The sequence below is a fragment of the Tabrizicola sp. TH137 genome (genome assembly GCF_002855575.1).
In the GTDB taxonomy this organism is placed as follows: Bacteria; Pseudomonadota; Alphaproteobacteria; order Rhodobacterales; family Rhodobacteraceae; genus Paragemmobacter.
Window position 1 is genome coordinate 1 of the sequence record NZ_PKRQ01000007.1, and the last position, 22,614, is coordinate 22,614.

Sequence of the window (22,614 nt, forward strand, 5' to 3'; positions counted from 1 at the left end):
GGGCAACCTGATGGTCGACACGTCAACACAATGACACGGAGTCAATCGTAGCATGGGTCAGGCCATCAGGCTGCGATACCATACTCACAGTCGTAGCAGTTCCCGCGCCCGCTCATCGAGATCAGGATGCCGCGTTTTCGGAGCAGCGCCTGATAGTCGACAGAGCAGTATTGCGATCCGCGGTCGGAATGATGGACCAGCCCGGGCGCGGGGTTGCGAGCCACCAGAGCACGGCGCAGGGCTTCCACGGCAAGATCGCGCTTCAGGCGGTCACTCGTGGCCCAGCCGACGACGCGCCGCGAGAAGAGATCCAGGATGACAGCGAGGTAGAGCCAGCCCTCTGCCGTCCAGATGTAGGAGATGTCCGCCCCCCACTTCCGGTCCGGGCCATCTGCGGTGAAGTCCTGCGCCACGAGGTTCGGGGCGACGGGCCAGGCATGTTCGCTGTCCGTCGTGCGCTTGAACCGTCGCTTTTGCCGCGCGATCAACTGGTTCTCGCGCATCAGGCGTGCCGTGCGATGCCGCCCGATCTCATGGCCCTCGTCGACGAGATCGCGGTGCATTCGGGGGCTGCCATAGGTGCCGTTCGACAGCGCGAAGGCCGTCCGGATATGCGCCAGATAGACCATGTCCTGCTGCTGGCGCAAACAGGCAGGTCGTTCGTGCCACGCGAAGAAGCCGCTCTGGCTGACTCCGAGGACGCTGCACATCCGGCTGATCGGGAAACGGGCCTTCTCTGCATCGATGAAGGCGAACTTCACCGATTTCCCTCGCTCGCGAAGAAGGCCGCGGCTTTTTTTAGAATGTCGCGCTCCTGCTTCAGGACCGCATTCTCCCGCCGCAGCCGCTTCAGCTCGGCATGCAGATCGACAGGTGCCTCACTCGGCTCAGCTGCATCGCGCTCCTGACCAAGCCATCGCGTCAAGGTCGACAAGCCGATTCCCAAATCTTCCGCAATCTCCCGCCGCGTCCGACCGCTGGTCAGCGCCAGCCGCACAGCTTCACGCCGAAACTCCGGCGTCGGTCTGTTCCCGTTTCCCATAGAACACCTCCTGGTTCCTCAGTTGGTGCTCTCCACATTTTCCGGGCAAGTCCACTTTGCCGTCTTCGGCAGAAATGTAGAGCACCTTGCCCTTCTTGATCGTGACGGGCGCATCTGGGTCTCCCCAAAGGTGAAAGACATCGCGACCGACGGCCACGGAAATGCCGGTCTGCAAAGCAAAGCCGCTCTTCCCAACACCGCCCGCTCCAATGAGAGCGCATACCGTGCCGCGAAGCACGGTCGGGAAAACAAAGTCGAGCGGTTGCGCTCGGCTTTTCAGCATGTCAGCCGTCGATACCATGCAGGCTTCGAGCTTGTTTACCCCCACTGCCTGGTGGCGAAGCTCGCCATTGGTGCCTGTATTCCTGCGCTTGCGAGACGGAGCCCTGCTTGCCTTAGTCTTTGTCTTCTGGGTGGTCTTTCTGGACCTAGTAGTCTTAGTTCTTTCCCGCATTGAAATTTCCTTTCTTTACAATTGCAGAGGTTGTTTGCATGCATCTGTGCCAGCACAGTGCGCATGCCATCCAAGCCCGCGAAATTGCGGACGTAGATTTCGTGGGTCCATGGGGTGAGAATTCACCGACGACGCCGACGCGTCCTCTCACCGTGAGACCAAATGTCTGATTAAGTCAGACGGAGTTGCCTCGGCTCAAATGCCTTGACTTCGGCTTGCGCAACAGACCGATGGTTTTGCCATCCGCTGTAAGTTTCGGCTATATTCCTTCTCTGCTGCGCATGTTGCACCTCCGTTTGGTGTCGCTCGTTTACAAATTAAAATCCGATAAGGCGAATCACATCGACGTGATGTCATCTCTATAATGTTGACAACGCGTTTTTTCAAAAAATTCCGACGACTCGCAGCACAACGATTCTTCTAACCCGTTGATTAGGAATAAAAACGTCGCCGCTGATCGGTTCCATTTCGTGACTGGGGCAAGACAGGGCAAGCGCAAACCTCCAACAGAGAACGAGACCGCGTCCGCCCAAACCTCGCATACACCGACACACATCCGATATGCCCCTCCAAGCTACCTAGGCGTAGAGCGCAGTAACTGGATGCACGGTCACCGCTGGGAATTGGGCAGAAGGTATTGTGGCAAGATCACCTGCGCCAGGGAGGGATCATCCGCGACATCAGGTCGAAGCTCTCAAGCGATTCCAGCGCAAGAGGGCGCAACCGGAACCTAGCAGCAGAGCCATAGAGGCGGAGCCAAAGCGTGCTGATGGTCTCCACACAGCGAACCGCCACGAGCCTGCACCAGAACCGACCAATTTTCGGCCTATGAGCACTCAGCCCCAAAACAGCGCCAGAATCGCCGCTTCTCGGAATCGAATGTGATACAAAATGTGATACAAAAACAGGCTCGCTGAGCCGAGGAGTTTCAATATTTTCTTTATTTTCAAGAGGTTAGAGATTCTTTGAAAAGAAAAATGGTGCCCAGAGCCGGAATCGAACCAGCGACACGCGGATTTTCAATCCGCTGCTCTACCAACTGAGCTATCTGGGCACCGTCACCGTAGGGCGCTGCCCTTCGGGTGGGCGGGTGATACGTCAGGCGGGCGGGGCTGTCCAGAGGGTTTCGCCAAGATTTTCGCCACTCCGCCAGCCGTCCCCGCCATCCCCCAAGACCCCGGCGGCGGCAGCATCGGCCCGCACCCGCGCCGAACCGGCAGGACGCGCCGGCGGCGCAAGCTATGCCCCCGACTGCCGCCCTATTGCGGCCGCTCCGGCCGCTCCTCTCCCGACGGCGGCGGCGGGTCCTCCTCCTCTTCCTCCGCCACCGGGATCGCATAGCTTCCGGTCAGCCAGCGGCCCAGATCGACATCGGCGCAGCGGCGCGAACAGAAGGGGCGGTAGGCCGCCACCACCTCCTTCCCGCAGATCGGGCAACTCATGCCTTCCCCCCAAGCAAGGCCGCCAGCGGCAGCCGGTCCCGCTTGCGCGTCAGCTCGTAAAGCCCCAGCCCTGTCCAGCCCGCCAGATTGGCCTCGCCCTCGCCCCGGAAGGCCGCCTTCAGCACCTGGTCCAGCGTGCCGCGGTCCTTCTTCGTCATCGGCGCGAAATCCACCACCACCTGCCCGCCCAGACCCCGCAGCCGCAACTGCCGCGGCAGATCGCGCGCCGCCGCCACATTGGCCTTCATCGCAGCCGCGGGCGAGGTATCGGGCCCCGTATTCACATCCACCGCCACCAGCGCGCGCGTGGGTTCCACCATCATATGCCCGCCCCCGGGCAGTGCCACGCGGGGGGACCGCAGCGCGTCGATCATCTCCCACACCCCCATCGCCTCGAACCCGCCCTCCATCACCTCATCCGGCGCGGGTTCCGCCCAGTCGCGCCAGGCCGCCTCATGCGCATCCGGCCCATCGACCAGCAGTTCCGGCCCCCCCGACAGGTCCGCCACCACCGCCGCCGCCAGATCGCGCATCGCGGCGATGTCCTCGGCCACCTCTTCCGGATCGGCCCCCTCGCAGGCCGACCGCAGGATCAGCCCGTGATCCGCTGCCGCGCCTTCCATCCCGGCCACGGCCAGCGCCTGCAACTCCGCCCGCACCGCCTCATCCCGGATCCGGCGCGAGATATTGAGCCCCGGCGCCCCCGGCGTCACGATGGCCCAGCGCGACCGGAACAGAAGCCGCGCCGTCACCGGCACCGCCTTGCCCGCCTCCGCCTGCCCCGTCACCTGCACGATGATCCGCTGCCCCGGCGCAATGCCCGACACCTGCCGCAAAAAACCCGACAGGCCCCCCGGCAGCTTCACGAACATGCCGCCCTGCCCCTTCACGGGCCGGTCCGCCACCGCGCGATAGATCGCGCCCGGCAAAGGGTCATCCCCCGCCGGATCGACCAGCAGGTCCTCCAGCCGCCCATCCACGATCAGGGCCGCCGCGCGCCGCCCGTCGATCTCGTCCAGACAGACCACGCGCCCCTTCATCCCTGCCTCCAGACCGGCCATCCCGCCGCCGCCAGCAGGGCTGCGGTCTCGGCCAAGGGCAGGCCCACGATGCCGGTGAAACTGCCCGAAATCCACGGGATGAAGGCCCCCGCCGCGCCCTGGATGGCATAGGCCCCGGCCTTGCCCTCCCATTCGCCCCCCGCCAGATAGGCGTTCAGCTCCGCATCCGACAGCCGCTTCATCTTCACGGCGCTCACGCTTTCCCGCGCCCAGACCCGGTCGCCGCGCCGCACGGCCACCGCCGTGATCACCTGATGCCGCCGCCCGCCCAGCGCCGTCAGGAATTCCGCCGCCTCTCCGGCATCGCGCGGCTTGCCCAGGATGCGACGGCCCAGGGCCACCGTCGTATCCGCACAGAGCACGATGTCATCGGGGCCTGCCGCGACAGCCGCCGCCTTCTCGCGCGCCAGCCGTGCCGCATAGGGGCGGGGGAGTTCCCCCTTCCGGGGGTCTTCGTCGATATCGGGCGGCAGGATCGCATCCGGCACCACGCCCAACTGCGCCAGAAGCTCCTTCCGGCGCGGGCTGCCCGATCCGAGGATCAGCTTCACTTGAACCGATAGTTGATGCGGCCCTTCGACAGGTCGTAGGGCGTCATCTCCACCTGCACCTTGTCGCCCGCCAGAACGCGGATGCGGTTCTTGCGCATCTTGCCTGCCATCGTCGCGATCAGTTCATGGCCGTTGTCCAGCTCGACCCTGAATGTCGCGTTCGGCAGGAGTTCCTTCACGACACCGGGGAATTCGAGGATGTCTTCCTTGGCCATGGTCACTCCAAATGGGGTTGGGGCGCAAAAGCCTTCGCCTTGCGCTTAGCGCCGCCTAATGCGCCTGTCAGGGCGGATTTTCAAGGGAAAAGTAAAGACGCACCCCTTCTTCGGCAGCACGGCGCAGGGGCCGGGGAAGATGAGTATTTGGGCCAAGATGAAGGGGCAAAGGCAGCGCTCCCCCTTGCAGGCCGCTTCAGGCGCGGGCGATGCGGTCGGCCTGTTCGCCCCAATGCAGATGGTTCAGCACGCCCCCCGCGCGCCGCACCTCGTGGATGGCGGCAAGCTCCACCTCCGCCACCGCCCATCCGGCCTCGTTCAACCCCGTCTCGGCCAGGATCCCCGTCGGCGGAAAGCCCCGGTCGGGCGGGCCATAGATCGCCCCGCGCCCCACATTCTCATCCACCGCCGGGCACCACTCCGCCATCCCCACCGTGGGCGCCTGCACCGTCACGCATTGGTTCTCCAGCGCCCGCGCCATGGCACCGACCCTGACCCGCGTGAACCCTGCAAGACTGTCGGTGCAGGACGGCACCAGCAGAACCTCCGCCCCCGCCTCCACCATCTTCCGCGCCAGCAGCGGGAATTCGCTGTCATAGCAGATCAGCACCCCGATCTTCCCCAGCGGCGTGTCAAAGACCGGCAGGCCTTCGCCCGGCTCCACGAACCAGATCTCCCGCTCGAACCGCGTCATGATCTGCTTGTCCTGATGCCCGACGATGCCGCCCGGCCCATACAACGTCGCCCGGTTCACCGGCCGCGCCCCGGCCGCCGGGAAAACCGGCCCCGAAGCACCCAGGATATGCACCCCATGCCGCGCGGTCAGGTCCAGATGCAGGCGGTCCACCTCTGCCCGATGCGACGCCACCTCATGCAGCGCGCGTTCCAGATCGGCCGCCACAGCCGCCCCCCCCAGCGAGGCCAGCTCCATCGCCCCATATTCGGGAAAGACCAGCAGTTCCGCCCCCTGCGCCACGGCCTCCTCCACCCAGGCCGTGACCTTCGCCGCATAGGCGGCAAACTCGGCCAGAAAATCCAGCGGATAGGCAGCGGCAGCGATCTTCATCGCGGGTCTCCAAGGCAGGGCCCAGGCAGATAAGCAGCGCCTCTGCGCGACGGCAAGGGGCGACACGCGCCTCCCGGCGCTGTCTCCCTCCCTCGGTGGACCGCCTTGCGTCGGCAGCCAAAGATGAGGATTCTGATGCCGGTGCCGCAGGACAGCGGCCCCTTGCATGGAGGTCAAGGTGTCCTTGGAGGAAATCAGACGCTGGATCAGGTTCCGAGACCGCTTCTGCGTGCCGCCCGAGATGCAGGTGGTCCGGACCGTCATCGAAGGCCAGCCGATCTTCTTCTCCATCGCCAATCCCGGCGACCGCATCCAGCGCAAGCAGATGCGCGGCCGCTTCTACGAACCCGAGGAACTGGACCTCATCCGCCAGCATTTCCCCCCGGGCGGCGTGTTCTGCGACATCGGCGCGAACACCGGGAACCATTCCATCTTCGCGGCCCGGTTCTGCGGGGCCCGCCTGGTGATCCCGCTGGAACCCAACCCCGCGGCGTACCGGCTTCTCGTCTCGAACTTCATCCTCAACGACCTGCTCGAAAAGGCCGATCTCTCGGCCCTCGGCTTCGGCATCTCGAACCGCAGCCAAAGCGGCTTTGGCCTCTCGGCCCGCGAGAACAATCTCGGCGCAACGCAACTGGTCGAAGGCAGCGGCGAGATCGAACTCCGCGCAGGCGACGACCTCTTCACCGATCGCGCGCTCGATTTCCTGAAGATTGATGTCGAAGGCATGGAACTCGACGTGCTCGAAGGCTTCGCCGCGAACATCGCCCGATCGCGCCCGAAAATCTTCCTCGAACTGGCCAGGACCAACGAAGACCGCTTCGCCCGCTGGCTGGACCAGAACGACTACACGCCGCTCGTGGAAGGCCGCGCCTTCCGCTTCAACCGCAATGTCCTGATCGGCCCGCGCCGACCCTGATGCGAAAAGGGGGCGCCACCGGCGCCCCCTCCCCCGTCACGCAAGATCAGCAGCGCGCCACATAGCGGCGGCCATAGGCATCTTCATAGACGCAGTCATTCGGCGTATTCGCCCGCCCGATCAGGTTGCCCGCCACACCGCCGACGGCCGCGCCGATGATCGCGCCTTCGACCCGGTCATCGGAATCCGACACCGCCGCGCCCAGCAGGGCGCCCGTCGCGGCCCCGCCCAGCGTCGCCTGATCTGCGGCGGGAACACAGGCGGCGGTGCCAAGGCCGATGATCGTCAGAAGGATGGTCTTTTTCATTGCAGGTCCTCCGGGGTTGTTCTGCACAAGGCCCCGACTGTCCCAAGTCACACCTTGCTATGCAATAACACCGGGCCGCCCCGCCCCGGACTCGGGCCGTTTCCAGCCGATCCCCGCGCTCAGATTTCCCGCATCCAGAACTGCAACGGCTTCACCGTCTCGCCCTCTTGCCCCAGGTCCTTCCAGGAAAACTCCGCCACCGCGCCCGGCACCGGCGCATAGCCGCGCCCCTGCCAGAAGGCATCGTTCGTGCGATAGCTCGCTGGCCGCAGCGGGTGATCCGCAGGCCGCATCACCGAACAAAAGGCCACATGCGTCCGCCCCAGCGCCCGCGCATGATCCTCGCGCAGGTCAAAGAAGCGATGCCCGATCCCCTTGCCGCGATATTCCGGCAGCAGCACCGATTCCGCGCCATAGAGGATCTTCTCCAGCGCCACGCCCCGCCCCTGCATCGGCGCGGCAAACTCCCCCGCATGATCCTCCATCGGGGTCGAGGTGGAGGCCCCCACCAGCACATCGCCAAAGAACGCCCCCACCAGCAGCGCCCCCGGCGAGTCGCGATAGGTGCTCAGATATTCCCGCTCATAGTCCAGCGACCCGTCATAAAGATAGGGCCAGTCCCGGAACACCGCGATGCGCAGCCGCGCCACATCCTCCAGCGCCGCCTCCAGCGCCGCCCCGCGCAGCGCCCGAACGGAAATCCCCTCGGGCAGCGCGCGCGTCATGCGGAAACCTGCGCGATCCAGTCATTCAGGTTGTAGAAGGTCGTCACCCGCGCGATCTTGCCATCCCTGATGTCAAAGAACCCGCCCGCCGGCAGGATATAACGCTGCCCCTTCGCCTCCGGCAGGCCCGGATCGGTCTTCAGATATTCGCCATGCACCACGAATTCCGCCGCCCCCCGCGCGCCGTCATCGCTCGCGAAGATCACCATGTCCTTCAACTCTTCCCGATAGCTCACGCCCATATGCGAACAGAACTCGGCGAACTTCGCCCGGCCCCGCCGCACGCCGCCCTCGTTCACCCGATGCTCCACATCCTCGGCCACGCAATCCAGCATGCCCGCCGCATCCCCCGCATTGAAGGCCGCGTAATAGCGCCCGATCAGGGCCATGGCTTCCGCTCTCGTCATGTCGCATCCTCTTCCAAAGGCGGCCCGAACCGCGCCAGCATCCTGTCCCTGATCTGGTCCCGCGCCTGCCGATAGGCCGACAGCTTCGCCTCCCGGCTTTCGCCAAGGCCCGTGGGATCAAGGATCGGCCAGTATTCTACGTCCAGATGGTAATAGCGGGTCAACTCCAGCGCCGTTCTCTGGCTTGCGGGCGACAGGGCGACGATCAGGTCGAATTGCGACAGATCATCCCCCCATTCCTGCATCTCCTCGAAACTGCGCGACCGGTGCCGCGACAGCTCGATCCCCAACTCCTTGCAGACGGCGATGGAAAACCCGTCCACCTCCATGTCGTTCTTCACGCCCGCCGATTGGACATAGGCCTTCTGGCCATACATCTTCTTCATCAGCCCTTCCGCCATCGGCGACCGGACTGCGTTGTGATCGCAGCAGAACAGGATCGAGGTCGGAAACTCCTGCCCCAAGATCAACCCCAGTGCAGGACGCAGATCAGCGTGAACAGACGCCGCGCCGTGTCCGTGTCCACCTCGGCCTTGCCCTCCAGCCGCTCCTGCAAGACCCGCGCCCCCTCGTTGTGGATGCCGCGCCGCGCCATGTCGATCGCCTCGATCTGGCTCGGCGGCAGGCGCTTCACCGCCTCGAAATAGCTCTCGCAGATCTGGAAGTAATCCTTCACCACCTGCCGGAAGGGGCCAAGCGACAGGTGGAACTCCCCCACCTTCTCGCCCGCCTCCGACCCGATGTCGAAGACCAGCCGCCCCTCGCGGATCGCCAGGCCAAGCCGGTAAGGCCCCGGCACCACCGCCCGCCCCTCGCGCACCGGCAGCGCGAAGGAGTTCTCCTCCAGAAGGTCAAAGATCGCCACCCGGCGCTCCTGCTCGATCTCCGGTGTCGGCCGTGCCAAGCCCTTCTCGTCAATCTCGATATGGCAGATGCGGTTCATGCGCTCCCCCCATTCAACCGGTCCAGCCGCGCCCGCACGCTCAACCCATGCGCCTCAAGGCTCTCGGAAATCGCCAGCCGCTCCGCGCTCGGCCCGATGGCGCGCAGCGCCTCGGGCGTCATCCGCGCCATCGTCGTCCGCTTCATGAAGTCCAGCACATTCAGCCCCGAGGAAAACCTTGCCGACCGCGCCGTCGGCAGCACATGGTTCGGCCCCCCCACGTAATCGCCAATCGCCTCCGGTGTCCACGCCCCAAGGAAGATCGCCCCCGCATGCGGGATCTTCGCGGCCAGCGCCTCGGGGTCCGCCACCATGATCTCCAGATGCTCCGCCGCGATCCGGTTCGCCAGATCCGCCGCCTCCTCCAGATCGCGCACCACGATCACCGCGCCATTGTCGCGCCAGGATGCCCCCGCGATGGCCCGCCGCTCCAGCATCTCCAGCCGCGCCTCCACCGCGCCCGCCACGGCCATGCCAAAGGCCGGATCGGTGGTGATCAGGATGGCCTGCGCGCTCTCGTCATGCTCGGCCTGTGACAGCAGGTCCAGCGCGATCCAGTCCGGGTCATTGTCCCCATCCGCGATGACCAGAACCTCCGACGGCCCCGCGATCATGTCGATCCCCACCCGGCCAAAGACCCGCCGCTTCGCCGCCGCCACATAGGCATTGCCCGGCCCGGTGATCTTGTCCACCGCCGCGATGGTCGCCGTCCCATAGGCCAGCGCCGCCACCGCCTGCGCGCCCCCCACGCGGTAAATCGCATCCACCCCCGCGATCCGCGCCGCCAGCAGCACAAGCGGATTGACCACGCCCCCCGGCGTCGGGCAGGTCACGACCAGCCGCCCCACCCCCGCCACCTTGGCCGGTATGGCATTCATCAGAACCGAAGACGGATAAGAGGCCAGCCCCCCCGGCACATAAAGCCCCGCCGCCGAAACCGGCGTCCAGCGCCAGCCAAGCGTCGCCCCCGCCGCATCGGTCCAGCTTGCATCCTCTGGGCGCTGCCTTTCGTGATAGGCCCGGATGCGCGCGGCCGCCAGTTCCAGCGCCGCCCGATCCTCGGCAGAAACCTTGGCAATCTCGGCCTCGATCTCACCTTCGGAAAAGGCCAGCCGGTCGGCGGTCAGCTCCAGCCGGTCGAAGCGCGCGGTCAGCTCGATCAGCGCCGCATCCCCCCGCGCCCGCACATCGGCGATGATGGCGGCCACGGCCTGATCCACATCTTCCGCCTCTTCCCGCTTCATCGACAGAAGCTGCGCGAACTCCGCCTCGAAACCGGCGTCGCGGGTAGAGAGGAAAAAGGTCATGGAAACAGCCTCCGCAGGGTCCGCCCCATCTAGCGCGCGAGAGGGGGCCACTCAAGCCGTAGGGTGCGTGCTCGCACGCACCACGCCCCCGGAACCGTGCGTGCAAGCACGCACCCTACCCATAATCAAACCCTATCGCCCCACCCCCAAGCCAATCCTGCGGCGCCAAGTGCCCCACCCACAAGATCCGGCAAATCCTGTGCGCCCCCGCACGGTTAACCAACCCGCGGCCCCCTCGCCTCTCCAGATTTGTATGTACACTTTGCTGCACAGATTGCGGCACAGCGCGCGCCACAGCCGTTTCCGCCGAATTGCAGCGATTTCAACGGCTTGATTAATCCCGATGCACCGGTTTCTTCCGGCTCGGTGCGACATAGGGCTTCGTGACATCATGCAGCGTCACTTCCATCGCCTCCACCTCCACCCGCACCGCCCCATCCCCTGCCAGGACCAGCGTCACCGCCCCTGTCCCGTCCTCCCCCGGCTCCCAGGCCAGCGACAGGATCGACAGCACCGTTTCCGGGTCCCCCCGGTCAATCCCCTGCGACCGGACCGCCCCCGCATCCTCGATCACCAGCAGCGCCCGCACCCGCTCATAAGGCCGCTTGGCGGCCTCGGCGGCTTCCCGGTCCTCCCAGCGGAAGCGGTTGATGAGACAGGCAAATCTCCGCTTCGACCGCTCCCATTTCAGGTCCGCGCCGGTCAGCACCGCATCCTGCACAAGGGTCGAAACAACCTGAAGATCCTCCGCATCCCGCGCCACAAGGTTCAGCGGGCCGATCTCCCCATCCTCGAAGCGCGCATCCACCATCAGTTGCCCTTGATCCGTTCGATCTGCGCCCCGCAGGCCCGCAGCTTTTCCTCCACCCGCTCATAGCCGCGGTCAAGGTGATAGACGCGGTTCACGATGGTCTCGCCCTCTGCCGCCAGCCCGGCAAGGATCAGGCTCACGCTGGCCCGCAGGTCGGTGGCCATCACCGGCGCCCCGCGCAGCCGCTCCACCCCCGTCACCGTCGCAGTGCCGCCATGCACGTCGATCCGCGCCCCCATCCGCATCAATTCGGGCGCATGCATGAACCTGTTTTCAAAGATTTTTTCCTCCAGAACCGACACGCCCTCGGCGGTGCAAAGCAGCGCCATCATCTGCGCCTGAAGGTCGGTCGGAAAGCCGGGGAAAGGCTCCGTCGTCACGTTCACGGCGCGCACCCGCCCGTTCTTCCGCGTGACCTTCACCCCCCGCTCCGTCTCGGTCACCGAGATGCCCGCCTCATCCAGTTTCTCGGCAAAGGCGCCTACCAGATTGATACGTCCGCCCAGACATTCCACCTCGCCGCCACAGATCGCCGGCACCAGCATATAGGTCCCCAATTCGATCCGGTCGGTCACCACCGGATGGGTCGCGCCATGCAGCCGGTCCACGCCCTGCACGGTGATGGTGGATGTCCCCTCACCCTCGATCTCGGCCCCCATCTTCCTAAGGCATTGGGCAAGATCGACAATTTCCGGCTCCCGCGCCGCGTTCCTCAGAACCGTGGTCCCCTTGGCCAGCGTCGCCGCCATCAGCGCATTCTCCGTGGCCCCGACCGAGACGAAGGGAAACTCGATCACCGCCCCCTTCAGCCGCCCGCCGGGCGCCTTGGCATGGACATAGCCCTCGCGCAGGTCCAGCTCCGCCCCCATCGCCTCCAGCGCCTTCAGATGCAGGTCCACCGGCCGCGCCCCGATGGCGCATCCGCCCGGCAGCGACACCACCGCATGCCCGTCCCGCGCCAGCATCGGCCCCAGAACAAGTATGCTCGCCCGCATCTTCCGCACGATGTCGTAATCCGCGCGGTGATTGTCGATGTCATGCGACGACATCGCCAGCACCAGCCCATCCTGCAAGGACGCCACTTCCGCGCCCAGCGATTGCAGAAGCTGCGTCATGGTGCGGATATCCGAAAGCCGCGGCGCATTGGTCAGCGTCAGCGGCTCCTCGGTCAGCAAGGTCGCCGGCATCAGCGTCAGACAGGCATTCTTCGCCCCCGCGATCGGGATCGCCCCGTTCAGCGCCCCGTTGCCCTTGACCAGAATCGAATCCATCCGCCCGCCTCACCCATCCTCGCGGTCAGGGCCACCGTCGCCCCCCGCATCTTGTGTTCCCGCCCCTTCGGCGCGCGCCCTGGCCTGCGCCTTGCGCCGCGCCATATTGGCCTTCAGCGCAGCCTTGCGCCGCTCGTCCCGCGTCATCTCCGCCGCCGGACGCCCCGCCTTCCCCGCCTGTGGTTCCGATGCTTTCGGGCTCATGCCCGCTTCCTATACGAAGCCGCGACAGGGGTCCAGCCAGCCCCCGCCAGACCGGCCGATCCCGCCCATGTTTGCTCTTGCACCCGCCCCTGATCGCGGCTATTCACCCGCCACGCCGCGCGGGCCCAACCCGCACCCGGCCCTGGCGCTGCAGTAGCTCAGTGGTAGAGCACTCCCTTGGTAAGGGAGAGGTCGAGAGTTCAATCCTCTCTTGCAGCACCATCCATCCCCTTGAACTGGCGGAAATACTTCCTTCGCCCATCCCCGCCGCAGCATGGGCGCGACCGTTGTCCTGCCCGATACGGCAGGTCGGACACGGGGCAAGGGGACAAAGGCGACGGGCGGATCAGCGCCCCGCCGCCACCCTGTCCAGCCAGTCGCGGAAGGCCAGAACCCCCACGGAATGCCGCTCCACCCCCGCCCGCTCCGCCGCCTCGGCCTCTTCCAGCGTTGCGACGCGGAGCATGGCGAACCTGCGCTTTCCCCGCAGGTCCAGCAGGTCGCGCACCGTCAGGCGGGCCGCCATCACGGCACCTCGATAAAGACATCGGCCCCCTCGACCTTCACCGGGAAGGTCCGCAGGTTCACGCAGACGGGCGCACGCCTCGCCTCGCCCGTGCGATAGTCGAACTGCCCGTTATGCTTGGGGCATTCGATCAGATGGCCCATCACCAGCCCGTCGCAGAGATGCACGTTCTCATGCGTGCAAAGGCCCGCAGTGGCAAAGAAATCGCCCTCTGGGGAATGGTAGATGGCATAGGTGGCCCCGCCGTGATCAAAGCGGATCAGGTCTTCTTCATCGACGTCATCGGTGGCGCAGGCGCGGATCCATTGGGGCATTTCAGGCAGTCCTCATTCGGCAGGCAGGGCATCGGGCATCTCGCCCAGGGCGGCGCGGTGAAAATCCTCGCGATAGGGTTTCGCGCCGGGCGGCAGGTCGCGCCGCAGGAAGAAATCCTCATGCGCAAGCTGGCGGCGCAGGGCGGGCCACATCTCGGCAAAGGCCTCGGGGATGGAGCGGTTGGGGGAGGGGAGGTCGTGCTTGATCGTCTCATGCAGCCGCGGCAGCGCGTGATACGGAACCATGGGGAACATGTGATGTTCGACGTGATAGTTCATGTTCCAGTAGATGAACCGGCTGATCGGGTTCATCAGGACAGTGCGTGAATTCAGCCGATGGTCGATCACGTTGTCGGCCAGCCCGCCATGCTGCAACAGCCCGGTCATCACATGGTGCCAGGCACCATAGAGGCGCGGCAGACCGATCACCATGAGGGGCAGGATGGACTGCATCCAGAGCGCCAGCCCGACTGTCGCCGCATAGATCGCCAGATAGACAAGGGCCACGCGCTGCACCTTGCCCCATTCGGATTGCGGCACGAAACTGCGCTCTTCCGCCGTCGGGCCGGACAGGGCGTTGCGGATCATCCGGGGGAAGAAGTCGATCACTTCGGGAATTCCGAAGAAACTGCCGATCAGCTTCACGAAGGCCGGGGGCCGCATGATCGCGATCTCGGGGTCGCGACCCACGATATAGGTGTCGGTATGATGCCGCGCATGGCTCCACCGCCAGGTGGCCGAATTCCGCATGATCATGAAGGAGGCGATTTCATAGACCGCATTGTTCATCCATGCCGTCTTGAAGGCCGTGCCATGCCCGCATTCATGCCAACGGGAATCCGAAGCAGAGCCGTAGAGCACCCCGTAAGCCAGCCAGAAGGGAACGCACCACCAGCTTCCCCACAGGGCGATGCCCGCCGAAGCAAAGCCGATCATGCAGCCATAAAGAAGGATCGTGTCGCGGATCGCCGGCTGATCCGACCGCTGCATCAACTCTTTCATAACCTTGCGAGGGACATCTGTATGGTACCACTCTGCCGCGGCAAGCCCGGTTTCCACGGCGCGCGCGCCATCGGGGCCGAGCAGGCTGTAGTCTCGTCTCGCCATGTGATCCCTCCCGTCAGGGGCGCATTGGCCCCGATCTTGAGGAAAGCTTAGAACAGTCGTTCCGTTACGCGATAGGGTGAATTCTGGATGTTCCGGACCCTTCATCAATCCCTGCCCCAAGCCGACAGACCTGTCATCGGCAGGAAGGCAACGAAGACTGCACGCCATTCGGAACAAGTACTCCATCCGCCGAGGATCCGGCATATTCATGCAGCCATCCTCGCTGCGGCGCAACGATCCTGCCGGGCGGGCAGCATGCCTCGCGGGGCGGGATCATCCGGTGCGGGCTGATCAAGGTCTCATCGCTGGATGGGCAGGGCAACGAACCCCTTCGTCACCCTCCGTATCCCTTTGAATTCCCTGAAATTTCATTCGGCGACCCCTGCCCCTCTCAGGAAAGGCAGCGACCGATGTCACCGTCCGCATCGCGCCCGGCGCCGTGATCCTCGGCGCCTTCGAACAGTTCCCCCCGCTGGCGCTGCCCATTTGCGGCACATGATGCGGCAGCACGTCGAACAGCATCGCTTGACGCGGGCCATGCGGGGACGCTCTTCCCTGCCACGCCGGGCGCAGGAACAGGGCGCAAAAGCCAGGGGATGGGGCACCGCCACTGCTCATCAAGGAATCGAACCGTGCCAAGGCCGCGCTTGCTTTCGCGACGCCGCGCGCGCATCGTAAACATGTATTGCGATTGATCTTTTCCAAAACATTTCCCGATCATGGAGGTAGCCCGGCCATGTGTCTTTCCTGTGGCGAAGCAATCGAAGCGGGCCATGCGCCGATCAACCCCTGCCTCTGCGGCGCGCCCGAAACCCGGGCCGCCATGGCGCGGCTGGAGGCCGACATAACCCGCCGACAGCTCCTGGGTGGCGCCGCCTCCGTCGTCGGCCTCTTTGCAGGCTTCGGCCTTGCCCCGCGCGACGCACGCGCCCAGTCTCCGGGCCGCCCCACGGTCCTGACCAACCTGCGCTTCTTCGACGGCACAACGCTGGCGCTGCAATCCGGCCGCGACATCGTCATCGAAGGCGGCCGGATCACCGGCCTGCCCGCCACCGGCACCGGCCCCGCCGAGGCCGACATCATCAATTGCGGCGGGCGCACCGTCACGCCGGGTCTGATCGACTGCCACTGGCATGCCACGCTGGTCGGCGTCAGCCAGATCGCCGCGCTGACACAGGATATCGGCTGGGTTCATCTGATGGCGGGACGCGAGGCCGGGGCCACGCTGATGCGCGGCTTCACCACCCTGCGCGATACGGGCGGCCCGGTCTTCGGCCTGAAGATGGCCATCGACCAGGGCGCCGTCACCGGCCCGCGCATCTTCCCCTCGGGCGCCATGCTATCCCAGACCTCGGGCCATGGCGACTTCCGCCTTCTGAACAGCCTGCCCCGGATGCCGGGCGATGCCGCTGACCACACTGAACGCCAGGGCGTCGCCGCCATCGCCGATGGCCGGGACGAGGTGCTCCGTCGCACCCGCGAACAACTGATGAAGGGCGCCAGCCAGATCAAGATCATGGCGGGTGGCGGCGTCGCCTCGCCCTATGATCCGCTCGACACCGCGCAATACACGCTCGACGAAATGCGCGCCGCGGTCGAGGCCGCCGCCGACTGGGGCACCTATGTCTGCGCCCATGTCTATACCCCGACCGGCATCCTGCGCTGCCTCGAGGCCGGGGTGAAATCCATCGAACATGGCCAACTGGCCGACGACGCCACCATCCGCGCCATGGCCGAGGGCGGCGCATGGTGGAGCATCCAGCCCTTCCTCGCCGACGAGGATTCCAACCAGTATTCCGACCCGCGCAGCATCGCCAAGCAGCAGCAGGTCGCCGAAGGCACCGTCCGGGCCTTCCAGATGGGCCGGGCCGAGGGCGTGAACATGGCCTTTGGCACGGATGTCCTCTTCAATCCCTCCGGCGCGGCGACACAGGGCCGCCAGCTTGCGAAACTCACCCGCTTCATGCCCCCGCTCGAGGCTTTGCGCATGGCAACCGGTGCGGCAGGGGATCTTCTGGCGCTTTCAGGGGAACGCGCACCCTATCAGGGGCGGCTCGGCGTGGTGGCCGAAGGGGCGCTCGCCGATCTGCTGGTCTGGGATGGCGATCTGGAAACCGATCTTTCCGCCATTGCCGACCCTGACACCAACCTTCGCCTGATCATGAAGGGCGGCCGCATCTTCAAGGAGGCGTTGGCATGACCAGATCGCCGTCCCGCCCCGTCACCGTCCTCGCCGCAACCCTCGCGGCGCTGCTGGCACAGACGGGCCTTCCCGCAACCGCGCAGGATTGGTCGGGCCAGGTCACGGTCTACGGCTGGGGCGCAGGTGTCGGCGGGGATTTCACGCCGCTTGCCGGCGCGCCGACCCTGTCCTTCGACAAGTCTCTTTCAGAGGTGCTGGACGACCTTGATGCCGCCTTCTTCGCCACGGGCCTTGCGCGCCGCGGCAACCTCGTCTTTTTCGGAGACCTGACCTATTCCAGTTCCTCCCGCGCCGGGATCATCCCGCCCGGCCTGCCTGCCACTGGCGAAGTGACGCTGAAATCCCTGACCCTCGCCGCAGGGCGCCGCTTCGACGCAGGCGGCGGCACAAGCGTCGATGTCCTCGGCGGCCTGCGCGGCTGGGACATTGACGGCGCCATCACCACCCCGGGCCCCAGCATCGCCCCGTCGGCAAGTTTCGTCGATCCGATCCTCGCCGTCCGGGTGAACACGTCGCTGACCGACCGCTGGTCGATCCTGAGCTATGCCGATATCGGCGGCTTCGGCATCGGGTCCGATCTCACCTGGCAGGCCGCTGTCACCGCCAACTGGCAGGCGCGCGATGGTCTCTGGCTCTCCCTCGGCTGGCGGCACCTTGCGGTGGATTACAGCGAAGGGGGCACCGTCTTCGACGGCGCGATGAGCGGGCCGCTCCTCGGTCTCACGCTGCAATTCTGACGGCATTGCTCCATCCCTTGCCGATCCGCGCTCTGCCGTGACAAGCTGGCGCAGCCCCGCCATCCGGCCGCTGGAGACCCGATCTTGACCGAAGCCGAACCCGCCACGGTCACCCCGATCTGGACGATCCTCGCGCCTCTGGCCGCCCTCGGCCTCGCCGGTCTTGGCATGACGCTCTGGCACCATGCCCTGCCGCTCTGGGCGATCCTGCCCGCGCTGCCGCTTCTCTTCGGGGCCGTCTTCGCGGCAGTCCATCATGCCGAAACCATCGCCCATCGCGTGGGTCAGCCCTTCGGTTCCATCCTCCTCGCCCTTGCCGTCACGGTGATCGAGGTGTCGCTGATCGTCTCCCTCCTCCTCTCAGCTCCCGAAGGCGAAAGCGCGGTCGCCCGCGACACCGTCTTTGCCGCGATCATGATCGTTCTGAACGGCATCCTCGGCCTCTGCCTGCTGATTGGCGGCCTCCGGCATCACCGCCAGACCCTGCAACCCCACAGCGCCGCCTCCGCGCTCGGCGTGCTGGGCACGCTTGCCGTCCTCGCGCTCGTCCTGCCGAATTTCACCGTGGCGACACCCGGCCCGCTCTATGCCCCGGCGCAACTGGCCTTCGTCGCGGTTGTCTCGCTCGCCCTTTACGGCTTTTTCCTGCATGCCCAGACCGTGCGCCACAAGGAGGATTTCGCCGAACCGCAGGACAGCGACGCGCCTCACGGCCCGGTCGATGCCCGCAGCTTCCGCCTTGCCCTCGGCCTGCTGCCGCTCTCCCTCATCGCCGTCGTGCTGCTGGCCGAACTCCTCGCCGCGCCCGTTGCCGCAGGGGTAACCCGCGCCGGTCTTCCCGAGGCCCTTGTCGGCGTGGCCATCGCCCTTGTCGTGCTCATGCCGGAAGGCGTGGCCTCTCTCCGCGCCGCGCAGGCGAACCGCCTGCAAACCAGCGTCAACCTCGCCTTGGGATCGGCCCTGGCCAGCCTCTGCCTCACCATCCCGACGGTGGCGCTGATCTCGCTCCTGCAAGGTCAGGCGCTGGTTCTCGGGCTGGAGGCGGAACATATCGTGCTTCTCGTCCTCAGCCTGTTCATGGCGACGCTCTCGCTCACCATGGGGCGGACCACCGCGCTTACGGGCGGCATCCATCTGGTGATCTTCGGGGCCTTCCTGACGCTGTCCGCCATGCCCTGACGCCTCAGCGCGGCACCAGCCCCGCCAGATGCGCCTGCAACCGCGCCGTCTCGGCCGGGGTCCAGCCTTCGGGGGCCAGCGTCTCGACCCAGGCCGGGATGTAATCCCGCGCCAGATAATCATGGCCAAAGCCCAGCGTCCCCACCGCCACCGCCATGTCCATCCCCACCTGAAACAGCGTCACCACCGGAATCCAGCGCATCAGCGGCGACACATCCGGGGCGCGTTCCGCCCCCAGCCAGTCAGGCCGCGCCCAGGCCAGCGACCAGTCAAAGAACACGATGGGATCGCTGCCATATTGCAGCAGCACGAACCGCATCGGCCCCCAGCTTGCGTCAACCTGCTCTGCCGCGCCCTGCTGGCTCATCGTCCGGATCAGTGACCCGTTGCCGAAGCGCGGCCGCCAGGCCGGGCTGCCCGCCACCCGCCGTGCCTGCACCATCTGCCAGAATTCGCTAAGGTATGGCGACCCCACCCACAGCGCCCCGTCGATCGGATCGGCGTAAAGGTCCAGCAGCGGCACCGTCTCCTGCGACAGGAAGGCCCCAAGGCTCAGCCCATGCAGATAAAGCCGGGGCCGCGCCTCCTTCGGCAGCGTCACCCAATGGCGATAGATGATGTCGAACAGCGCCGCCGCCTCGGCCACGCCCTGCGTCGGATCGACCACCACCGAAACCGGGCTCGGCAGATAGGAATACTGCACCGCCACCGTCGCCACATCACCACGCGCGATGTAATCCAGCGTATCCACCCCACCGGGGTCCAGCCAGCCCGATCCGGTCGGCATCGCCACCACAAGGACCGCCCTGTCGAACCCGCCAAGGCGCAGCACTTCGTCAAAGGCCAGCCGCGCCCGCGCTTCGGGCGTGTCCGCCGCGTTCAGCCCCACATAGACGCGGATCGGCTCCAGCGCCGCCCCGCCCCAGAAGGCCCCGATCGCCGCCGCATCCGGGCCGGAGGACACGAAACTCCGCCCCCAGCGCCCCATCTCCTGCCAGTCGAGCGGTGATCCCGGCCCGCCGCTGACGAAGGCCGATGTCGGCGGCGCCTCCTCGGGCGGGATCAGCCCGTCCGCCACCCGCGCCCCATTGTCCAGCGCCCGCAGAAGCCCGCGAAAGGCAACCCCGTCGATCAGCGTGCCAAAGATCGCCAGCGCCACGACCAGGCCTACCCCCTGCGCCACGCGCGGCGGCAGCAGGCGCCGGCTCCGCCGCTGCCATGCATCCACCGATCCGGCGAAGACCCGCCCCAGCAGCAGCAGGATCAGGAACACCGCCCCCCCGATCAGCGCGATGCGAATGGGGGCCGAGGCTTTTCCCTCCGGCAGTCCCCAGGCCAGCAGGATGGAATTCTGCCAATAGGCCGCGCGCCATAGACAGAGGCCAAGGCCCAGACCGGCCCCCGCCATCAGCGCCACCCGCAGGGGCTGCGGCATCCGCCACAGCGGCCCAAGGCCCATCCAGCGCGCAGTCGCGGCCCAGGCCCACCACAGCCCGTAGCCGATCCCCGCCACGACACCGCCCAGCACGCCCTGCAATTCCGGCGCGCGCGGCACCATCGACGGCGTCACCGACAGCCCGAAGAACAGCGCCGCCAAAAGCAGACCGGGGGCCGATGGCCGGGCCAGCAACCGCCTGCGCCCCGCACCGCCCGCTTTGACCCGGTCCTTCGCCATGATGCCGCGCCTCCGCTTCTGTCGCGCCCTCTCAGACCCGCTCACCACCAACGAAAAGGCCGGGGGCTTGTCACCCCCGGCCCTCTCAAGATGACCATGCCGACCGGCGCAGGTCAACGCGCGCCACGCGTCAATCCGCCTCGACAAAGACCTCGTCGCGCTTCTTGCGGATGGACGGCAGCAGCACGATCACCAGCACCGCCACCGTCAGCAAAAGCAGGGTCAGGCTGATCGGCCGCGTCAGGAACACCGTCGGATCGCCCCGGCCAAGGATCATCGCCCGCCGCAGGTTCTCTTCCAGCATCGGACCCAGCACAAAGCCCAGCAGCAAAGGCGCAGGCTCGCAGCGCAGCTTGATGAGCACATAGCCCATCAACCCGAAGAAGGCGACCGCGAAGAGGTCATAGACATTGGAGTTCACCGAATAGACCCCGATGGAACAGAAGGCCATGATGATCGGGAACAGCACATGGTAAGGCACCTTCAGCAGCCGCACCCACAGCCCGATCAGGGGCAGGTTCAGCACCACCAGCATCAGGTTGCCGATCCACATGCTGGCGATGATCCCCCAGAACAGCGCAGGCTGTTCGGTGGCCACATTGGGGCCCGGGACGATGCCCTGAATGATCATCGCCCCCACCATCAGCGCCATCACCGGATTGGCCGGAATGCCCAGCGTCAGCAGGGGGATGAAACTCGTCTGCGCGCCCGCGTTATTGGCCGATTCCGGCCCCGCGACGCCCGCCACCGCGCCCTTGCCAAACTCCTCCGGATGGTCCGACAGGCGCTTTTCCATCGTGTAGGACGCGAAAGAGGCCAGCACCGCCCCTCCGCCCGGCAGGATGCCCAGCACCGACCCGACCGCCGTCCCCCGCACCATCGGCGCCAGCATGGCCTTGAGGTCCTCTTTCGACGGAAAGAGCCCGGCCAGCTTCGTGCCCAGCACCGTCCGGTCCTGCTCGCCCTCCAGATTGCGCAGGATCTCGGCGATCCCGAACACCCCCACAGCCAGCGCCACGAAGTTCAGCCCATCGGCATATTCCGCTATCCCCAGATTGAAGCGCGGCTCGCCCGTGTAGATATCCGTTCCCACCAGACCCAGAAGCAGCCCCAGCACCACCATCGCCAGCGCCTTCAGGATCGACCCATGGGCCAGCGCGATGGCCGAAACAAGGCCCAGCACCATCAGGCTGAAATACTCCGCCGCCCCGAAGTTCAGCGCAATCGCCGTCAAGGGCGGCGCGAACAGCGCGACCAGCAGCGTCGCCACCGTCCCGGCAAAGAAGGACCCCAGCGCCGCCACCGCCAGCGCCGTGCCCGCCTTGCCCTTCCGCGCCATCTGATAGCCGTCGATGGCCGTGACGGCAGACGAACTTTCGCCGGGCATGTTGATCAGGATCGCCGTCGTCGATCCGCCATATTGCGCGCCATAGTAGATGCCCGCCAGCATGATCAGCGAAGATACCGGTTCCAACTGGAAGGTGATCGGCAGCAGCATGGCAATCGTCGCCGTCGCCCCGATCCCCGGCAGCACCCCGATCAGCGTCCCAAGGATCACGCCGACAAGGCAGAAGAACAGGTTCTCGGGCGAGGCGGCGGTCGCAAAGCCAAGCGCGAGGTTTGAAAGCAGGTCCATCTCGCGCCCCTCAGAAAGTCAGCCACGGGCCGATGCGCCGGAACGGCAGACCAAGCCCATAGGAAAAGACCAGCGTCGAAAAGATCGTCACGCCCACCGCCAGAGCCAGCGCCCAGGGCAGCCGCATCTTGAACGAGGCCAGCCCCGCGATCAGCGTGGTCAGCAGGATCGCCGGAATGAACCCCAGCCCCCGCACCGTCAGGCCAAAGAAGATCGGCGCCAGCAGGATGAAGGCCATCCCCCGCCAGGCCAGGGATCCTATGCCCTCCCCGCCCTCCGTCTTCAGCGCGTTGAACAGGATCAGCAGCCCGAACCCGATCAGCACGCCCGACAGCACCAGCGGGAAATAGCCCGGCCCCATGCGGAAAGCCGTGCCCAGTTCCAGGCCCAGCGACTGGATGCCGAAGAACAGGCCGAAGCCGATGAAGAGGATGCCTGCGGCGGCATCGGTCCGGTCGAAGGATGCGACTTTCATGTCGGCCTCTCGCTTGTGGAAAAGGGCCGCACCTTCC

General features: G+C 66.1%; 25 protein-coding genes, 2 tRNA genes and 1 pseudogene. 5 read left to right on the forward strand and 23 right to left on the reverse strand.

All coding sequences use genetic code 11. From position 1 onward, the window contains the following. Positions 1 to 89: 89 nt before the first annotated feature. The 8 genes and pseudogenes from C0V75_RS18600 to C0V75_RS18640 form a co-directional block, all read right to left on the reverse strand. Positions 90 to 1,042: pseudogene (locus tag C0V75_RS18600) on the reverse strand (IS3 family transposase); the annotation flags it as partial. Beyond that, positions 1,002 to 1,343: an AAA family ATPase gene (locus tag C0V75_RS18610; RefSeq protein WP_158241882.1), complete on the reverse strand. Its 342-nt coding sequence runs from the start codon at positions 1,341 to 1,343 to the stop codon at positions 1,002 to 1,004. The gene C0V75_RS18610 and the pseudogene C0V75_RS18600, both read right to left, overlap by 41 nt. Positions 1,344 to 2,474: 1,131 nt before the next feature. Beyond that, positions 2,475 to 2,550 (reverse strand) — tRNA-Phe (locus tag C0V75_RS18615). 205 nt (positions 2,551 to 2,755) lie between these two features. After that, positions 2,756 to 2,938 carry a DNA gyrase inhibitor YacG gene (locus C0V75_RS18620; RefSeq protein ID WP_101922488.1) on the reverse strand — a complete coding sequence of 61 codons (183 nt, stop codon included), beginning with the start codon at positions 2,936 to 2,938 and terminating at the stop codon, positions 2,756 to 2,758. Then, on the reverse strand, positions 2,935 to 3,978 hold the full coding sequence (locus C0V75_RS18625) for a ribonuclease E/G (protein ID WP_101922677.1): 1,044 nt from the start codon (positions 3,976 to 3,978) through the stop codon (positions 2,935 to 2,937). The genes C0V75_RS18620 and C0V75_RS18625 overlap by 4 nt, the downstream gene beginning before the upstream one ends. Continuing rightward, complete coding sequence (locus C0V75_RS18630; RefSeq protein WP_101922489.1) at positions 3,975 to 4,550, reverse strand: nucleoside triphosphate pyrophosphatase; 576 nt, start codon at positions 4,548 to 4,550, stop codon at positions 3,975 to 3,977. Before C0V75_RS18630 ends, C0V75_RS18625 begins: the two co-directional genes overlap by 4 nt. Continuing rightward, on the reverse strand, positions 4,547 to 4,765 hold the full coding sequence (gene infA / locus C0V75_RS18635) for a translation initiation factor IF-1 (RefSeq protein WP_023664579.1): 219 nt from the start codon (positions 4,763 to 4,765) through the stop codon (positions 4,547 to 4,549). The genes C0V75_RS18630 and infA overlap by 4 nt, the downstream gene beginning before the upstream one ends. 196 nt (positions 4,766 to 4,961) lie before the next feature. Further along, entirely contained in the window at positions 4,962 to 5,831 is an 870-nt protein-coding gene (locus tag C0V75_RS18640) for a carbon-nitrogen hydrolase family protein (protein WP_101922490.1), read from the reverse strand. A gap of 178 nt (positions 5,832 to 6,009) precedes the next feature. On the opposite strand from C0V75_RS18640, the gene C0V75_RS18645 reads away from it, so the two are divergent. Then, positions 6,010 to 6,750: an FkbM family methyltransferase gene (locus C0V75_RS18645; RefSeq protein ID WP_158241883.1), complete on the forward strand. Its 741-nt coding sequence runs from the start codon at positions 6,010 to 6,012 to the stop codon at positions 6,748 to 6,750. A 46-nt stretch (positions 6,751 to 6,796) separates the two neighbouring features. On the opposite strand, the gene C0V75_RS18650 is transcribed toward C0V75_RS18645, so the two are convergent. The 9 genes from C0V75_RS18650 to C0V75_RS18690 form a co-directional block, all read right to left on the reverse strand. After that, positions 6,797 to 7,057 (reverse strand): glycine zipper domain-containing protein, encoded by a 261-nt coding sequence (locus tag C0V75_RS18650; protein ID WP_101922492.1) that lies wholly within the window; start codon positions 7,055 to 7,057, stop codon positions 6,797 to 6,799. Positions 7,058 to 7,176: 119 nt separating this feature from the next. Beyond that, positions 7,177 to 7,782 carry a GNAT family N-acetyltransferase gene (locus C0V75_RS18655; RefSeq protein ID WP_101922493.1) on the reverse strand — a complete coding sequence of 202 codons (606 nt, stop codon included), beginning with the start codon at positions 7,780 to 7,782 and terminating at the stop codon, positions 7,177 to 7,179. Continuing rightward, entirely contained in the window at positions 7,779 to 8,189 is a 411-nt protein-coding gene (locus tag C0V75_RS18660; RefSeq protein ID WP_101922494.1) for a ketosteroid isomerase-related protein, read from the reverse strand. Before C0V75_RS18660 ends, C0V75_RS18655 begins: the two co-directional genes overlap by 4 nt. Beyond that, the gene (locus C0V75_RS18665; protein ID WP_371410708.1) at positions 8,186 to 8,590 is read right to left on the reverse strand and encodes a low molecular weight phosphatase family protein; all 405 of its coding nucleotides are present in this window, start codon (positions 8,588 to 8,590) and stop codon (positions 8,186 to 8,188) included. Before C0V75_RS18665 ends, C0V75_RS18660 begins: the two co-directional genes overlap by 4 nt. 65 nt (positions 8,591 to 8,655) lie before the next feature. Further along, positions 8,656 to 9,132, reverse strand: a complete 477-nt coding sequence (locus C0V75_RS18670) for a UPF0262 family protein (protein ID WP_101922496.1) — start codon at positions 9,130 to 9,132, stop codon at positions 8,656 to 8,658. Further along, on the reverse strand, positions 9,129 to 10,439 hold the full coding sequence (hisD, locus tag C0V75_RS18675; RefSeq protein ID WP_101922497.1) for a histidinol dehydrogenase: 1,311 nt from the start codon (positions 10,437 to 10,439) through the stop codon (positions 9,129 to 9,131). The genes C0V75_RS18670 and hisD overlap by 4 nt, the downstream gene beginning before the upstream one ends. A gap of 334 nt (positions 10,440 to 10,773) precedes the next feature. Continuing rightward, positions 10,774 to 11,250, reverse strand: coding sequence for a DUF2948 family protein (locus C0V75_RS18680; RefSeq protein ID WP_101922498.1), 477 nt, complete (start codon positions 11,248 to 11,250; stop codon positions 10,774 to 10,776). After that, complete coding sequence (gene murA, locus C0V75_RS18685) at positions 11,250 to 12,521, reverse strand: UDP-N-acetylglucosamine 1-carboxyvinyltransferase (RefSeq protein WP_101922499.1); 1,272 nt, start codon at positions 12,519 to 12,521, stop codon at positions 11,250 to 11,252. The genes C0V75_RS18680 and murA overlap by 1 nt, the downstream gene beginning before the upstream one ends. 9 nt (positions 12,522 to 12,530) lie before the next feature. Then, entirely contained in the window at positions 12,531 to 12,725 is a 195-nt protein-coding gene (locus C0V75_RS18690; RefSeq protein ID WP_101922500.1) for a hypothetical protein, read from the reverse strand. A gap of 147 nt (positions 12,726 to 12,872) precedes the next feature. Between C0V75_RS18690 and C0V75_RS18695 the strand changes: the two genes are divergently transcribed. Continuing rightward, positions 12,873 to 12,947 (forward strand) — tRNA-Thr (locus C0V75_RS18695). Between the two features lie 124 nt (positions 12,948 to 13,071). Here the strand turns inward: C0V75_RS18695 and C0V75_RS23075 are convergent. The 3 genes from C0V75_RS23075 to C0V75_RS18710 are packed head-to-tail and all read right to left on the reverse strand — an operon-like array spanning position 13,072 to position 14,672. After that, entirely contained in the window at positions 13,072 to 13,251 is a 180-nt protein-coding gene (locus tag C0V75_RS23075; RefSeq protein ID WP_158241884.1) for a hypothetical protein, read from the reverse strand. After that, the gene (locus C0V75_RS18705) at positions 13,251 to 13,565 is read right to left on the reverse strand and encodes a MocE family 2Fe-2S type ferredoxin (protein WP_101922501.1); all 315 of its coding nucleotides are present in this window, start codon (positions 13,563 to 13,565) and stop codon (positions 13,251 to 13,253) included. The genes C0V75_RS23075 and C0V75_RS18705 overlap by 1 nt, the downstream gene beginning before the upstream one ends. A 12-nt stretch (positions 13,566 to 13,577) precedes the next feature. Beyond that, positions 13,578 to 14,672: a fatty acid desaturase family protein gene (locus tag C0V75_RS18710; RefSeq protein ID WP_101922502.1), complete on the reverse strand. Its 1,095-nt coding sequence runs from the start codon at positions 14,670 to 14,672 to the stop codon at positions 13,578 to 13,580. Positions 14,673 to 15,408: 736 nt separating this feature from the next. On the opposite strand from C0V75_RS18710, the gene C0V75_RS18715 reads away from it, so the two are divergent. From C0V75_RS18715 to C0V75_RS18725, 3 genes are all read left to right on the forward strand, one after another. Continuing rightward, positions 15,409 to 16,872 carry an amidohydrolase family protein gene (locus C0V75_RS18715; protein ID WP_101922503.1) on the forward strand — a complete coding sequence of 488 codons (1,464 nt, stop codon included), beginning with the start codon at positions 15,409 to 15,411 and terminating at the stop codon, positions 16,870 to 16,872. Then, positions 16,869 to 17,612, forward strand: coding sequence for a hypothetical protein (locus C0V75_RS18720; protein WP_254216530.1), 744 nt, complete (start codon positions 16,869 to 16,871; stop codon positions 17,610 to 17,612). Before C0V75_RS18715 ends, C0V75_RS18720 begins: the two co-directional genes overlap by 4 nt. Positions 17,613 to 17,696: 84 nt before the next feature. Further along, complete coding sequence (locus tag C0V75_RS18725) at positions 17,697 to 18,791, forward strand: calcium:proton antiporter (RefSeq protein WP_216821480.1); 1,095 nt, start codon at positions 17,697 to 17,699, stop codon at positions 18,789 to 18,791. A 4-nt stretch (positions 18,792 to 18,795) separates the two neighbouring features. Here C0V75_RS18725 and C0V75_RS18730 read toward each other — a convergent pair whose 3' ends face one another. The 3 genes from C0V75_RS18730 to C0V75_RS18740 all read right to left on the reverse strand — a co-directional run bounded on the left by C0V75_RS18730 (position 18,796) and on the right by C0V75_RS18740 (position 22,577). Further along, on the reverse strand, positions 18,796 to 20,466 hold the full coding sequence (locus tag C0V75_RS18730; protein ID WP_101922504.1) for an alpha/beta-hydrolase family protein: 1,671 nt from the start codon (positions 20,464 to 20,466) through the stop codon (positions 18,796 to 18,798). Between the two features lie 130 nt (positions 20,467 to 20,596). Beyond that, complete coding sequence (locus C0V75_RS18735) at positions 20,597 to 22,102, reverse strand: tripartite tricarboxylate transporter permease (RefSeq protein ID WP_101922505.1); 1,506 nt, start codon at positions 22,100 to 22,102, stop codon at positions 20,597 to 20,599. 10 nt (positions 22,103 to 22,112) lie between these two features. Beyond that, on the reverse strand, positions 22,113 to 22,577 hold the full coding sequence (locus tag C0V75_RS18740) for a tripartite tricarboxylate transporter TctB family protein (RefSeq protein WP_101922506.1): 465 nt from the start codon (positions 22,575 to 22,577) through the stop codon (positions 22,113 to 22,115). Between the last annotated feature and the right edge of the window lie 37 nt (positions 22,578 to 22,614).